Genomic DNA, 14,109 nt, shown 5'->3' on the forward strand with positions numbered 1-14,109 from the left:
CTGGGGAAACCAGTTCCCCCCAATTGGGGGGGGTGCTCCTCCCGATTGTTCCCGTAACTGGTGAGGCCTGATCATCGGGTCTCACTTTTTTCTTAAAAAGAAACGCAGAGGTCCGACATGGCGACGATTGTACATACAGAAGGTGAATCCAATACGTCAGAAGCCCGCAAGGCGTGGCTCAAGAAATCCATCGGACCAAAATCGAAGCCTCTTCTGGATCGTGATGCCGAAGTCTTTCTGCATCAAAGCCTGTCCAGCCCCTGCGTCAGCACCATTGCCAAGGCTGAAGGGATCTGGGTCGAAGATCTGGATGGGCGGCGCTATATGGATTTCCACGGCAACTCGGTGCATCACATTGGTTGGGGTCATCCCAAACTGATCGCCGCGATCAAGGCGCAGTTGGATGATCTGCCATTTGCGCCGCGCCGCTTTACCAATGATCCGGCGGTTGAACTGGCCGAGAAGCTCGCTGAAATTGCCCCCGGTGATCTGGGGAAGACACTTTTCACCACAGGTGGATCGGACGCCAACGAAGTGGCGCTGAAAATTGCCCGTGCGGCGACAGGTCGGTTCAAAACTGTAAGCTTCTGGGACGCGTTCCACGGGGCGGGTTTTGGGGCTGCAAGTGTAGGGGGCGAAGCAACGTTTCGCAGCCATATCGCCGGGCCGCTCTTGGCAGGGGCCGAACATGTGGCGCCCTTTGCCTGCTACCGTTGTCCCTACAATCACGCGGGTCCCGATGTCTGTGGACTGGCTTGCGCAAAGATGGTGGACTTTGTGCTGGAACGAGAAGGGGACGTGGCCGCTGTGATTGCCGAACCGATGCGCGCCGTGCCTTACGTGCCACCTGCCGGGTTCTGGAAAGCGGTGCGCGAGGCCTGCAATGCGCGCGGTGCCCTTCTGATCATGGATGAAATTCCAACCGGGCTGGGCAAGACCGGCAAGATGTTCGCTTTTGAACATGACGACATCATCCCCGACATTGTCACCATGGGCAAAAACCTCGGTGGCGGCGTGCTGCCGATTGCCGCATGCGTTGCGCGGCGTGACCTGGATGTGTGCGGAGACTTCGCCATCGGTCATTACACCCATGAAAAGAACCCCGTTACCGCTCGCGCAGCCCTGACCACAATCGAGATCATCGAAGAAGAGGGTCTGGTAGATCGTTCGGCGGAACTGGGCGATTATGCCAAAGCGCGGCTTCAGGACCGTTTGGGGGATGTCCCCATCGTGGGCGACATTCGCGGACGCGGTTTGATGTTTGGGGTCGAGATTGTTCAGGACCGTACCGACAAAACCCCGGGCAACGCGCTGGCCGAACAGGTCTATTACCTCTGCCTTGAGGCGGGTCTGAGCTTTAAAATCTCGCAAGGGTGTGTGCTGACCCTGTCCCCACCCCTGACCATTTCACGCGAGGATCTGGACCGGGCGCTTGATATCGTGGTGACCGCGATAAACGAGGTGGCATGACCCCCGCCATCGGCCTTATTGTCCTGACCGCCGCCCTTTTGCACGCGCTGTGGAATGCATTGGTGAAAGGGTCCGGTGACAAGACAGTTATGTTGGGCTGCATCGCGCTGGGGCATGTCTTTCCAGGGCTGGTGATGGCGGGGCTGTCGCCCTTGCCGGATCTCGCGTCCGTGCCGTTCATGATCGCTTCGATCATGGTGCATTGGGTTTATTTCTACCTGCTCAACACGGCCTACCGGTTGGGAGATCTCAGCCTCATTTACCCAATCTCGCGCGGGCTCGCCCCTGTTCTGGTGGCGTTTGGTGCGCAGTTTTGGGTGGGCGAGAGCCTTCCAGTGTTTGCTTGGTTCGGCATCTTCTGCGTATCTGCCGGGATCATGATTTTATCCCGTTCCGCCTTTACTGGTGCATTGCCCGCCAACGCCTTGCTGGCGGCACTGGGGATTGGTGTGATCGTGGCGAGTTATACCCTGATTGATGGGATGGGCGTTCGTCTGTCGGGCCATGCAATGAGCTATATCGGCTGGCTCTTCACCGCCAAGCTGGTGATCGTCTTTTACGTGTTCCCGACACGGTGGGAGAGGGTGCGCGCCATGCCGACCCGGCTGCTGGTCATGGGTATGTGCGGAGGGCTGATTTCTGGCGCGGCCTATGCGCTTGTGCTTTACGCCAAATCCATCGCACCGCTGGGAATGGTTTCGGCCCTCCGGGAAACCTCGGTTATCTTTGCCGCATTGATTGGTGTGGTCTGGTTCGGCGAAGGTCCCAAGACACAGAGATTGTTGTCAGCGGTTGTGGTCGGGGCAGGGATCGCAGCGATTGCAGTGACCCGGTAGAGGAGAGGCAAATGAAACCTTTGGACGGGCAGAAGTTTGACGTCGCCATTATTGGCGCGGGGATCAACGGAGCTTCTACAGCTCAGCACCTGACTGCCGCCGGATACAGTGTTCTGGTGGTTGATCAGGATGATTTTTCAAACGGGGCCAGCAGCCGTTCAAGCCGCCTCCTGCATTGCGGTTTGCGTCACCTTGCCGATGGCACAAGTGTCGGAAAGATGCTGTTGCGACCAGACAGGTTTGTGCGATCAATGGGTACAGTTCGGGCTGACATGATCGCCCGTGATGAAATCGCGCGGACGATCCCCGAACGGGTGAACCCGATCAACTTTGCATTGCCGATCTATAAAGACGATCCCTATGCCCCATGGCAGCTTGATGCAGCCTTTGCGCTCCTGCGCATGACCAGCCCCAAAGGTGAAAGCCTCGACTATCGCCGCTACAAACCGGATCAGTTTGACCAAGTGCCAATTGCCCCACGGCTTCGGGATCCCGACAAACTGCAAGCTGTGGCCGTGTTTCGAGAGTTCATTTTCGACTGGCCTGAGCGGATTGCACTTGATGCCCTGTTTGATGCGCGTCGGATGGGGGCGGAGGTGCACAATTATATGAAGGTCGAAGAGCTGACATCAAATGAGGATGATGGCTGGGATCTGCGCCTCAATCCTACCCGCCGAGAGGGTCAGCCCTTTTGGGTCAGCGCCCGGATGGTGCTCAATCTTGCTGGTGCCTGGGTCGATCTGGTGAACGCCCAAACCGGGAATAGCGCGCCTCGAAAGTGCCAGGGGATCAAGGGCATTCATATTGCAGTGCAATTACCCCCCGAGTTTCGGGATTGGGGGGTGTTCACCTATAACAGCCTTGGCGAGCCACTCTACTGCCTGCCTTGGCGTGGGTATCACTATGTCGGTTTGACGCGCACGAAATTTTTCGGGGATGCAACAGGTGTTCACGCGACCGATCAGGAAATTGACTGGATGTTGGGGGAAACAAACCGATGCCTTCCGTCCCTGAGCCTCACGCGGAAAGACGTACTTTACAGCTGGGCCGGGGTGAATCCGCTGACTTTTGATAAAGAGCAGGATCTGGGCAGCCGCGAGATCAAAATCCATGATCTCGCCTCGGATGGAATGAAAGGCATGTTCACCCTAACTGGCGGTCCGGTTGTGACCCATCGCCGTGTGGCTCATCGGTTTGTGGACCGAATTCGGCCCATCCTGCCCCCGTCGCTCGCACCCAAAGAGATCCGCTATACATCCGCTGAGATCACCAATTCTAAAGGTGCAGTTTCATCTGAGGCGATCGCAGACAGCGCACGAACTGAAAACCCTGAAAGCCTCGCCGATCTGATGATGCGCCGACTAGGGCTTGGTTGGGAGGCGGATCAGGGGCTGGCCGCTGCAGAGCAAGTCGCACAGGTGGCGGCCCCTCATATGGGTTGGTCCGACAAAGACATAGAAAACGAATTACATGCGTATCAGGTTCATCTTCAACGGGACCGGAGAAAGCCTTCAATCGAGTGACCGGATCACTCGTCGAAAACCACCCCCTTTGTCTGGACGCGAAGGCGTGGGTCTGCTGATTTTACCAGCACATCACGTCCGTCCAGAAGCTCCTGACAGCGCTCCAGGGTCTCCTGTTCCAGCCGCTCCATGGCGTCATGGGTATAGAAGGTCAGATGCGGCGAGAGGATTACATTCGGGAGGTCAAAAAGCTCACTCATCGGATGACCTGTCAGTGACAATGGTTCTTGGCTAAACACATCCAGCCCCAACCCGGCAATCCATCCTTCACGCATGGCGCACACCATTGCTTCTTCATCAATGATCGCCCCACGGGCAGCGTTGATCAGGATGGCGGAGGATTTCATGAGCTTGAGCTCGCGTTCCCCGATCATCCGGTGGGTCTCATTATTCAGAACGCTATGCACGCTGACGAAATCGCTTTCGGTCAGCAGCGCATCGAGCGTGTCGCATTTCTCGACACCAATCGCGCGCATCTCCTCTTCCGGCGTGTGGGGGCTATAGGCGATGACGCGGGCGCGAAATCCCTGTCCGGCCATGCGCGCCATGGATCGCCCGATTTTGCCCAAACCGATGATGCCGAGCGTCTTTCCGGCGATATCCGACCCCAGCCATTGTGGTTCGGGCCAGGCCCAGCCCTCTCGGTGCATTTGGTTGTTAAGGGCGGGGAGTTTCTTGGTCAGCGCAATCAGCAGAGCGAAAGCACCTTCTGCCACAGTCTCTTCGGCATATTCCGGGATATTGACGACGGTGACGCCGTGCTCCACTGCGGCCGGGATGTCGATGGCATCGATGCCGACACCATATTTCACAATCCCGCGCAGCTTGGGGGCTGCCTCAATGACCCGGCGTGTGATGGGTGTGTAGCACATGAGCAAAAGATCCGTGTCACGGATCTCGGAAATAAGCCGCTCTTCATCCACTCCGTCTGGCAGCAGGACAAGTTCGTGGCCCGCTTCGAGCAGGGCTGCGTCCACTAATGGTGTCTGCAACTCTTGGTCCGTTCTTAAAATTTTCATGCTGCTCCCCCGCCGACCTGTTCATTTGACAGTGCGGGAAGGTAGGTGGCGGATACAAATCTGTTTTCGCAATTGATCTATAAGATTGGCCTATGGGCTTTGTCCCTACCGGGTCCGGGAGAATTTTTGCGGACCAGATTTGGTGATCATGTCCATCGATAATGTGTGATCCATATTTTGCATTCGGTGGCGCAGCATCTGTCGTGACAATCGAGCAAGATCGCTGACATAATCCGGGTTCTCCGCCACATTCTCCATCTCACCCGCGCCATGGTGATCAAACAAAACCGGGTCCAAATGGTCGGAGGCAAACTCAACCAGTGTAAATCGCCCATCGCGCAATATCGCGAGGTTGGAACTGCTGACCGAACAGCCCAGAGCGGTCTGCCATGTCGTTGGTGAGGCGGGATCTGCAAAATCCAATTCCGAGAATGAGTAACGACGCCAAGTGTCAGGAGCGGGACCAGTCAGAAGGGGCAAAAGCGACTTCCCATCCATCGAATTGGGAACATCCTGTCCAACCCATTCAAGGATCGTTGGAACGACGTCAATGGATTCAGTGGGCGCCGAAACCCGAATGCCCGCGCGCTCTTTATTGTCTGGCAGACGAATAATCAGCGGAGTGTGATAGGCGGCATCATGGAACGTCATCTTGCCCCACAAATGATGATCTCCAAGCATTTCGCCATGGTCCGCCGTGACAATCAGAAGCGTGTCATCATATTGCCCGCTGTCTTTCAGAAACGAGATAACCCGGCCAATGTGATGATCCACTTCTGTGGCCAGCCCCAAATAAACAGCGCGTAAAGTCTGAATGTTGCCATCTGTTGCGTCGAGGTCTGGAAAGCCTTCGACAAAATCTGCGGGCGTTGTGGCGCTCTGCGCCGGGGGCAAAAACGGGTGCAATGTCGCGTCTTGGCCTGCGGTGTCCTTGCGTGTGGGAAGCGGAAGGTCCACTGGGTCATACATGTCATTGTAGGGAGCAGGGGCCACCAATGGCGGATGTGGTCGGATATAGGTCAGATGGGCAAACCAGCCATCCCGGGCATAGGCGTCCATTGTGTCCAGAAAGCGACCGGTCAGAAATGCCGTGTCGCTGTGTTCTGCGCGGTAAAGGGCTGGGTCATTCAGCTTGGGGGTGCCCCCGGATGGAGAGACGGGTTTGTAAACATCGAGGTAGTTTTCAAATTTGTAGCCATTGCGGATCAGATGAGACTGCCAAGGCAGGGATTGCTCCAGCCGCATCTCGACCATCTCATGGAACCCGGTCATCGGGTATTCATAGCTGCGCACCGCTGGATCATTGGGGTGATGCGCCCGCGGATCACCTGACGTGTCGGTATAGCCGAAAAGCATTGGCAGATAGCCTGCTTTACGCATTTCGCTGGCGATGTTGGGGGTGTCGTGGCGCAAGGGGGTTCCATTGCGCACCGACCGATGGTTCATCGAATATTGCCCGGTCAGGATAGACGCGCGCGATGGTCCGCAGGGGTTGGTGACTGAGAAGTGCCGCTCGAACGTCACGGCGTCTTGCATCAGGCCGCGTAGATTGGGAAATTCCACATGTTCCGCCAATGCTCCGGTCAGACAATCGGCCCGCAGCTGGTCGATAATGATGAAGAGTACGTTTTTCCGGTTGCGCATCGGTCCCCCCCATGGCTTTCCCCCACATAGGCAAATATAATGGTTTCGGTCCAGAGCATTTGTGGGTTTGTGACGGAAATACTGCTCCCGATCCTGCAAAATTCGTGCTTTATGGTGTTTTTGGTTGCAATTGTGTGGGTAGGTGTGGGTTAATTGTGGGGAACTGACCGAAAGAAAGATGTCAATGCCCAAAGCCACCAACCACTCGCATCGGGAACTTGAACTGCTCGCAGCTCTGCGGAGGCTGGGCGGAACAGCACGTTCTTCCGAGCTTGCAAAATATCTCGACGTTTCAGAGGAGACTGTGCGCCGAGGGATCAAGTCACTTGCCAAATCCGGCACGGTCGAGCGGGTGCATGGCGGGGCTTACCTGGTCGGCGAAATGGGTGATCCAAGTTTCTTTTCCCGCATGGCGCGCAACCCGGATGGGAAACGCCAGATCGCAAAGGCGATCGCCAAGCAGGTATATGAAGGCATGACCATTTTTCTGGATGTGGGAACAACCACGGCGTTTGTCGCAGAGCGATTGCGCAAACTTTCTGGGCTGACGGTTGTAACCAACTCGGTGGGTGTAGCGCAGACTATGGTTGGCACCAGTGACAACCGGGTGCATTTCCTGGGTGGCGAAATGAAAAGCGATGAGCGCGGAACCTTTGGATCGGTGACGGAACGGCAGGCACGTCGCTTCGCGTTTGATATGGCCGTGCTGAGTGCAGATGGGCTGACCAATACACGCGGGTTCCTGTTTGCTAATCCTGTTGAAGCCTCTTTGTCCGAAGTTGTGGCGGACTGTGCTGACAAGGTGGTGGTCGGTCTGGATCATCACAAATATGGTGCGAAAGCACCGCACTGCGGGTTGGCCCCTAACCGAGTGGATTTGCTGGTTGCTGATGAAGCGCCTGATGCGGCGATGACCCAAGCGTTAGAAAGCTGGGGGGTCGATGTTGTTCTGGCTCCAGCGGGCAAGAAGAAGATATCTCATGACTGAACTGCCCCACCTTATCAAACACGCTGAAGCCATGGCGGAAATCGCGGCACGAACGGCGATGTCCTATTTCAGGGGTGCGCTTGGCATTGAGATTAAAGCAGATGAAAGCCCGGTCACGCAGGCAGACAAGGCAGTTGAAGCCGAGCTGCGCGCCTATCTCGAGGCCATGTTTCCCGAGCATGGGATCTTTGGTGAAGAAGAAGGAATGGACGACAAGGACAGTCCCCATCTGTGGGTAATCGATCCGATTGACGGCACACGTTCCTTCCTGTCAGGGCACCCGCTTTTTGGATTTTTGCTTGCGCATCTGATTGATGGGAAGCCAGAGATCGGGGTGATTGGCATGCCGGCGCTGGGTGAGATTATGATCGGTGTACGTGGACATGGTGCACAGTTGAATGGGGCTCCGATCCGGGCCTCAGATCAAACCAATCTGGATCAGGCAGTTCTTTATATCAATGAGGGCGAAAAGCTCTATAGCGACCACCCGGGAGTTTTTGACCGCCTGATGCAGTCAGGTCAGACCCGCCGCATGGCCTATGATTGCTACCCCCATGCGCTTTTGGCGATGGGGCATGTGGATGCGGTGATTGACTATGACTTGCAGCCTTATGATTTTCTCGCTGTATCGGTGGTGATCGAAGCCGCAGGTGGGGTGATGACCGACTGGTCAGGTGACCCACTGACAATGGAGAGCGACGGGCGGGTCATCTCCGCCGCAACCCCCGAATTGCACGAACAAATGCTGAATATGGTGAAGAACTGATGGCCATCCTGAGTTTCCTGATAAGTCTTGCCGGGGCAACCATGCTATTGCTTTTTGCCGTGAGAATGGTGCGCACCGGGATTGAACGCAGCTTTGGGGCGTCGTTTCAACGGATGATGACCGCCAAAGGTGGGCCGCTCTACAATTCGGCCCTTGGTGTGATGCTTGCGATGGTGCTGCAAAGTTCAGCCGCCGTGGCACTGCTGGCCACAGGATTTGTTGCGGGAGGGTACCTGCAATTTCCTGCGGCGCTGGCCATCGTGCTGGGGGGAGACCTTGGTTCTGCCCTGATCATCCAGATTTTGTCCTTCCAGCTTGATTGGTTGGTGCCGGTGCTGCTGGCCGTCGGCGGATGGCTGTTCGTCAAGGTCGAAAGCCGTTCCTGGCGACAGGCTGGACGGATCCTGATGGGGGTGGCCTTTATCCTGATCTCGCTTCGGTTCCTGCGCGAAGCAATGGATCCGATCCGTGACAGCGTATTTCTGCCTGCAATTGCCGAGTATCTGGCGCGGGATTATCTCACTGCATTTATCGTCGGTGCGGCGCTCGCCTTTGTGATGCACTCTTCTGTTGCTGCAATCCTGATGTGTGTCACGCTGGTGCAAATCGACGCCATCCCCTTTGCCGCAGGCATTTCTCTGGTTCTGGGTGCCAACCTTGGGTCCGCCCTGATCCCGATCTGGTTGACAAGAGGTATGGATGTCGTTGCGCGAAGAGTGCCCTTCGCCAACTTTTTCTTGCGTGGTGTCTGGGCCGTGACTGCGTTGTTCGTCGGCAATGTATTCCTGAGATCGGGGGCCATCAATGTGCCTGAAACCGGTCAGATGCTGGTGGTGGCGCATATCTTGTTCAATGCTGTATTGGTGGTGATTGCCATGCCTTTTGGCTCGCTCATTGCCTCCAGCATCGTGCGATTCATGCCGGAACGCAGTGATCTGTCCTTGAAAAACGGGATTGATATTCGCCCTTCATCTGCACTGGATCCAAACGATATCGGGCTTCCGGCACAGGCAATCGCCAGTCTGAAAAAAGAGTTGTTGCGCATGTCGGAACTGGTCGAAGTGATGTTCCGCCCATCGTTGGATCTCTACCGCGATGGGGACCCGGTCAAGATCCGGGCCATTCAGGATATAGATCACGACGTGAATGAGTGTCTGGCGGGCATCCGCGATTTCGTTGCTTCGCTTCCCGGGAAAAACGAATTTGGGAAGGAAAATGCGAAAACCGCGCGTGATCTGATGGAGTATGCGATACGTCTGGAAACGGCAGGGGATGTGGTGGCAAAGCGGCTATGTGTTCTGGCGGGTGAGATGCACGAAAAACACTCCCGGTTTTCCAAAGAAGGCTGGAACGAGTTGATCCGTATGCATGAATGCATTGCGGCCAACTTGAAACTCGCCTCCAATGTTCTCGTGTCGGACGATCTCGAAAGTGCGCGTATTCTGAGCCTTGAAAAGACCGAGTTGAAACAAGCGGAGCGAAAGAGCCGAAAGCGCCACCTTAAGCGTTTGCAAGACGGTATGGCAGAAAGTTTCGAGACATCGGACATTCATCTGGAAACATTGAGGGCCCTACGGGAGTTCAACAGCCATATTGCCGCTATCGCATACCCTCTTCTCTACAAGCATGGTCAGCTTCTGGAGACACGGTTGATAGAAGATATGCAGGAAGCCAAAAGCTAACCGGCAGCGATCCCCAGAATTGGTTTGTCGAGAAGCAACAAGGAGGGTTGCGGGATGAAAGCTTTGGGCCTGTGGTGGGCATCATGAAGGTCTCGTCCGACGAAGAGGCGATTGCCTTGATGAATGACAGTGAATTTGGCCTGACCGCGAGCCTCTGGACCAAGGACCTCGACCGTGCCGCCCGTGTGGGAGATCAGGTTGAAACCGGGACGGTCTTTATGAACCGGGCGGACTATCTGGATCCGGGTCTTTGTTGGACCGGCTGCAAAAACACCGGGCGCGGTGGCGGGCTGTCCGTGATTGGCTTCCACAACCTGACCCGCCCGAAAAGCTATCATATGAAAAAGGTGACATCATGATGTTGCAAGGAAACTGGTCCTATCCGACCGCGATGAAATTTGGGGCGGGCCGGATCAAGGAATTGCCGGACGCCTGTGCGCAGGCCGGCATGAAACGCCCGCTTCTGGTCACAGATAAAGGGCTTGCGGATCTGCCGATCACCAAGGGGACGCTTGATATCATGGAAGCCGCGGGACTTGGCCGCGGGATCTTTGCCGAGGTCGATCCAAACCCGTCCGAGATCAACCTGCATGCCGGTGTCGACGCCTATAAGGCAGGCGGCCATGACGGGGTGATTGCCTTTGGCGGTGGCTCAGGGTTGGATCTGGGCAAGATGGTTGCGTTTTACGCGGGGCAGAATAGGCCGATCTGGGATTTTGAAGACATTGGCGATTGGTGGACGCGGGCAGACGCTGATGCGATTGCGCCGATCATCGCGGTGCCGACCACGGCCGGCACCGGGTCGGAAGTGGGGCGGGCATCCATTATCACCAATTCGGTCACCCATGAGAAGAAGATCATCTTCCACCCGAAAGTGCTGCCGTCAGTGGTGATTGCCGATCCGGAACTGACGGTGGGAATGCCGAAGTTCATCACGGCGGGCACCGGGCTCGATGCCTTTGCCCATTGCGTCGAGGCCTATTCCAGCCCGCATTACCACCCGATGTCGCAAGGCATTGCGCTCGAGGGTATGCGGCTGGTGATCGACTATCTGCCGCGTGCTTATGCGGATGGCACCGACCTTGAGGCACGGGCTCATATGATGTCGGCCGCGGCAATGGGCGCGACCGCCTTCCAGAAGGGGCTCGGTGCGATCCATGCGCTGTCTCATCCGGTGGGCGCGATCTTCAACACGCACCATGGCACCACCAACGCGGTCTGCATGCCGGCGGTGCTGGAGTTCAATGCCAGCGAGATCACCGACCGCTTTGACCGCGCCGCAGATTATCTGGGCATCAATGGTGGCTTTGCCGGGTTCCAGAAATTTGTGCAGAACTTCAACGACACATTCGAGATCCCGCGCAAACTCTCGGAAATGGGTGTCTCCGCCGACCAGATGAACTCCCTCGTCGAAGGCGCCATCAAAGACCCCTCATGCGGCGGAAATCCCGTGAAACTGACGCAGGGGAATCTAAGAGCTCTCTTCGACGCGGTAATTTGAGGGAATGCGAGTCGGGTTTGTTGCGCTCTCAGTCTGGGATGATGTCGATTTCGCTGGGTGGCGAATCGACTAAATTGGCGACTCTGCAACGTCACTTCCACCAATTCGTGGAGTGAAATTTGTTGATGTCCTTGCGCTGAAACATGAATTCCTTGCTTTTTGACCCAATGTTGAGATGGTTGAAGTGGGAGTATCTAGGACCAATTGGACCGAAAAACGGTTTGTAATTGGCGCTATCCGTAGCGCCGGAAATAACCAAGACTATTGCCACAATATAAAAAACAAAACCAACGGGAGTTTATCATGACAACCAACAAGAACCTTACGCGTCGTACGGTGCTCAAGGGTGCAACCACGATAGGGGCCGCTGCACTGGCTTCGCCGCTTTATGTGAAAAGCGCCCTGGCCTCGTCGGGTGAGATCAATATCCTGATGTGGTCGGACTATCTGCCGCCCGAGTTCATTGCAGGTTTCGAAGCGGAAACCGGCATCAAGGTGAACTATACCGGTATTGGTTCGAACGAAGAGATCATCAACAAGATGAAAGCCACCAAGGGTCAGGGCTTTGACATTGTGTCGCCGACCAACAACCGGTCGCTGCAATGGGGTCCGCTGGAACTCTTGAAACCGTTTGACCTGTCGAAGGTGAACATTGACGCCGTGAACCCGGCGATGTCGAAAATCGGCACCGATGCATGGGACTTTGGTGGCAAGGGCGCCCATTGGCTGCCGCATATCTGGGGCACCGAAGGGATCGCCTATCGCACTGACAAATGGCTGCCGGCCGGTGACGCACCAAGCTACGGTGACGTATGGTCGGAAGAAAATGCCGGTAAGACCATGGGCCGTGCCCACTCAATGATGCTGGGCGCCGGTCTTTACATGGAAGCGTCGGGCGAGATGGAACCAGGTTCGATCTGGGCCGCCTACGAAGATGAAGACACCATGCGGAAAGTGTGGGGTCAGGTGGCTGACTGGACCATTGAACGTAAGTCGCGCATCAAGCTGATCTGGAACGATGCTGACACCCAGAAGAACGGCCTTCTGAATGAAGGTGTTGTGGTTGGCCAGACCTGGGACGGTCCGCCGCTGGCACTGAAATCGGCAGGTGAGCCGGTGCACTATCAGGCGCCTGTCGAAGGTGCGATGGCTTGGGTCGACGGCATCTCGATGCCAATCGGGGCCAAGAACGAAGAGCAGGTCTATGCCTTCGTTGAATATGCCTATCGTAAAGAGCCCGCCGGTAAGGCGATTGATAGCCATGGCTATAACTCGCCGGTGCTGGGCGCAGACACCTATTCGGGTGACACCTATAAGAAGAACTTTGCCGAGGCCTACCCGGGTGATAGCCTGGCGAACCTCAACCCGTGGCCTGCTGAGGCCCCGTGGTATGCGGACATCCGTACGGAGTTCGTCAACAAGTTCAAAAGCGCCTAATTCGCGCTTTCCTGTGGCCCTGCCCAACGGGCAGGGCCACCCAACCGTTTTCTGCAGGCATTTCACGGTGCCCTCTTTAGTGAGGGGACGGGGAACGTGCGTGCCATTGAAGGAGAAGCCATATGAGTGCCGGAGTAGGCGTCGATCTGGAAAACCTATGGATCCGCTTTGGAGATTTCGTCGCCGTGCGCGACGCCAATGTGAACATCAAAGGGGGCGATTTCTTTTCGTTCCTTGGGCCGTCGGGCTGTGGCAAGACCACCATCCTGCGGGCCGTGTCAGGGTTTCTGGACCCCAGCGAAGGCAATGTGCTGATCGGTGGGAACAACATGCAGGGCATCGGGCCGAACAAACGCCCCACCGCCTTGATCTTTCAAAATCTCGCGCTTTTCCCGCTGATGAAGGTCTGGGAAAACATCACCTTTTCGATGGAAATTCAGGGCGCCAGCGCCCGTGAACGGCGCAAACGTGCGGATGAGCTTCTCGATATGATCGCTTTGCCGGGGCAGGGGGACAAGCTGCCTTCGGAATTGTCGGGTGGTCAGAAGCAACGTGTGGCCATCGCGCGGGCCCTTTGTGCCGAGCCTGATGTGCTGCTGCTTGACGAACCGCTTTCCGCACTTGACCTCAAGCTGCGCCAGCACATGCGCACCGAGCTGCGTGAAATCCAGCAGCGCGTTGGCATTACCTTCATCTACATCACCCACGACCAGGGCGAAGCCTTGACCATGTCGGATGACATTGCGGTGATGCGCGCAGGCGTAATTGATCAGATCGGTGATGGTAAAACCATCTATAACGATCCATCGACCGCTTTTGCGGCGAGCTTTGTCGGCGAAAACAATGTGTTCCGCGGCAAGGTGAGCAAGATCATCGGCAACGAAGCCCTGATCTCGACCAACCGGTCAGGTGAATTACATGCGCGCATTTCGACCGCAAACCAAGGCAAGTTGCAGGTTGGCGATGATGCAATGATGTTCATCCGTCCCGAAGCTCTGTCTCTTGCCCCCACGGGCACGCAGGGTGACCATTATGTGACTGCGCAGGTGAATCATGAGGAGTTTGAGGGCAACACCTATAACATCTTCACCGAAGGTGACGGGGGTAAAGAGATCAAAATCTCAATCCCGAACCTTGGCCAAAGCTTTGACGACCACACCGGTCAGCCCATCACCTTGGAATATGACGTGTCCAACGCTGTGGTGGTGCCTGCCGGCGAACTGGCAAGCGAGTAAGGGGGAGT

11 protein-coding genes and 1 pseudogene are annotated in these 14,109 nt (G+C 56.2%); 10 read left to right on the forward strand and 2 right to left on the reverse strand.

Going from position 1 to position 14,109, the window contains the following annotated elements:
• Window positions 1-117: 117 nt before the first annotated feature.
• From pbfA to O2N63_RS14380, 3 genes are read left to right on the forward strand one after another with little or no spacing between them, the layout of a single operon-like run.
• The gene (pbfA, locus tag O2N63_RS14370) at window positions 118-1,470 is read left to right on the forward strand and encodes a (R)-1-hydroxy-2-aminoethylphosphonate ammonia-lyase (protein ID WP_271054980.1); all 1,353 of its coding nucleotides are present in this window, start codon (window positions 118-120) and stop codon (window positions 1,468-1,470) included.
• The gene (locus tag O2N63_RS14375; protein ID WP_271054981.1) at window positions 1,467-2,306 is read left to right on the forward strand and encodes a DMT family transporter; all 840 of its coding nucleotides are present in this window, start codon (window positions 1,467-1,469) and stop codon (window positions 2,304-2,306) included. The genes pbfA and O2N63_RS14375 overlap by 4 nt, the downstream gene beginning before the upstream one ends.
• Before the next feature lie 11 nt (window positions 2,307-2,317).
• The gene (locus tag O2N63_RS14380; protein WP_271054982.1) at window positions 2,318-3,829 is read left to right on the forward strand and encodes an FAD-dependent oxidoreductase; all 1,512 of its coding nucleotides are present in this window, start codon (window positions 2,318-2,320) and stop codon (window positions 3,827-3,829) included.
• A 5-nt stretch (window positions 3,830-3,834) separates the two neighbouring features.
• On the opposite strand, the gene O2N63_RS14385 is transcribed toward O2N63_RS14380, so the two are convergent.
• Window positions 3,835-4,848, reverse strand: coding sequence for a 2-hydroxyacid dehydrogenase (locus tag O2N63_RS14385; RefSeq protein ID WP_271054983.1), 1,014 nt, complete (start codon window positions 4,846-4,848; stop codon window positions 3,835-3,837).
• A gap of 105 nt (window positions 4,849-4,953) precedes the next feature.
• Window positions 4,954-6,492 (reverse strand): sulfatase-like hydrolase/transferase, encoded by a 1,539-nt coding sequence (locus O2N63_RS14390; RefSeq protein WP_271054984.1) that lies wholly within the window; start codon window positions 6,490-6,492, stop codon window positions 4,954-4,956.
• Between the two features lie 178 nt (window positions 6,493-6,670).
• Between O2N63_RS14390 and O2N63_RS14395 the strand changes: the two genes are divergently transcribed.
• From O2N63_RS14395 to O2N63_RS14425, 7 genes and pseudogenes are all read left to right on the forward strand, one after another.
• Window positions 6,671-7,480 carry a DeoR/GlpR family DNA-binding transcription regulator gene (locus O2N63_RS14395; protein ID WP_333780738.1) on the forward strand — a complete coding sequence of 270 codons (810 nt, stop codon included), beginning with the start codon at window positions 6,671-6,673 and terminating at the stop codon, window positions 7,478-7,480.
• Window positions 7,473-8,246 (forward strand): inositol monophosphatase family protein, encoded by a 774-nt coding sequence (locus tag O2N63_RS14400; RefSeq protein ID WP_271054985.1) that lies wholly within the window; start codon window positions 7,473-7,475, stop codon window positions 8,244-8,246. Before O2N63_RS14395 ends, O2N63_RS14400 begins: the two co-directional genes overlap by 8 nt.
• Window positions 8,246-9,928 carry a Na/Pi cotransporter family protein gene (locus O2N63_RS14405; RefSeq protein WP_271054986.1) on the forward strand — a complete coding sequence of 561 codons (1,683 nt, stop codon included), beginning with the start codon at window positions 8,246-8,248 and terminating at the stop codon, window positions 9,926-9,928. Before O2N63_RS14400 ends, O2N63_RS14405 begins: the two co-directional genes overlap by 1 nt.
• A 47-nt stretch (window positions 9,929-9,975) precedes the next feature.
• A pseudogene (locus tag O2N63_RS14410) lies at window positions 9,976-10,287 on the forward strand (aldehyde dehydrogenase family protein); the annotation flags it as partial.
• A complete protein-coding gene (locus tag O2N63_RS14415; protein ID WP_271054987.1) occupies window positions 10,284-11,429 on the forward strand; it encodes an iron-containing alcohol dehydrogenase in 1,146 nt (381 codons plus the stop codon). The pseudogene O2N63_RS14410 and the gene O2N63_RS14415, both read left to right, overlap by 4 nt.
• A gap of 303 nt (window positions 11,430-11,732) precedes the next feature.
• Window positions 11,733-12,866, forward strand: coding sequence for an ABC transporter substrate-binding protein (locus tag O2N63_RS14420; protein WP_271054988.1), 1,134 nt, complete (start codon window positions 11,733-11,735; stop codon window positions 12,864-12,866).
• Window positions 12,867-12,988: 122 nt separating this feature from the next.
• A complete protein-coding gene (locus O2N63_RS14425; RefSeq protein ID WP_271054989.1) occupies window positions 12,989-14,101 on the forward strand; it encodes an ABC transporter ATP-binding protein in 1,113 nt (370 codons plus the stop codon).
• The last annotated feature ends 8 nt before the right edge of the window (window positions 14,102-14,109 follow it).

The organism is Aliiroseovarius salicola (genome assembly GCF_027891095.1).
Taxonomy (GTDB): Bacteria; Pseudomonadota; Alphaproteobacteria; order Rhodobacterales; family Rhodobacteraceae; genus Aliiroseovarius; species Aliiroseovarius salicola.

What these genes read in the sequence shown, in the direction of transcription:
- pbfA (WP_271054980.1), top strand. Translation starts at nt 118, where the DNA reads ATGGCGACGATTGTACATACAGAAGGTGAATCCAATACGTCAGAAGCC.
- O2N63_RS14375 (WP_271054981.1), top strand. Translation starts at nt 1,467, where the DNA reads ATGACCCCCGCCATCGGCCTTATTGTCCTGACCGCCGCCCTTTTGCAC.
- O2N63_RS14380 (WP_271054982.1), top strand. Translation starts at nt 2,318, where the DNA reads ATGAAACCTTTGGACGGGCAGAAGTTTGACGTCGCCATTATTGGCGCG.
- O2N63_RS14385 (WP_271054983.1), bottom strand. Translation starts at nt 4,848, where the DNA reads ATGAAAATTTTAAGAACGGACCAAGAGTTGCAGACACCATTAGTGGAC.
- O2N63_RS14390 (WP_271054984.1), bottom strand. Translation starts at nt 6,492, where the DNA reads ATGCGCAACCGGAAAAACGTACTCTTCATCATTATCGACCAGCTGCGG.
- O2N63_RS14395 (WP_333780738.1), top strand. Translation starts at nt 6,671, where the DNA reads ATGTCAATGCCCAAAGCCACCAACCACTCGCATCGGGAACTTGAACTG.
- O2N63_RS14400 (WP_271054985.1), top strand. Translation starts at nt 7,473, where the DNA reads ATGACTGAACTGCCCCACCTTATCAAACACGCTGAAGCCATGGCGGAA.
- O2N63_RS14405 (WP_271054986.1), top strand. Translation starts at nt 8,246, where the DNA reads ATGGCCATCCTGAGTTTCCTGATAAGTCTTGCCGGGGCAACCATGCTA.
- O2N63_RS14415 (WP_271054987.1), top strand. Translation starts at nt 10,284, where the DNA reads ATGATGTTGCAAGGAAACTGGTCCTATCCGACCGCGATGAAATTTGGG.
- O2N63_RS14420 (WP_271054988.1), top strand. Translation starts at nt 11,733, where the DNA reads ATGACAACCAACAAGAACCTTACGCGTCGTACGGTGCTCAAGGGTGCA.
- O2N63_RS14425 (WP_271054989.1), top strand. Translation starts at nt 12,989, where the DNA reads ATGAGTGCCGGAGTAGGCGTCGATCTGGAAAACCTATGGATCCGCTTT.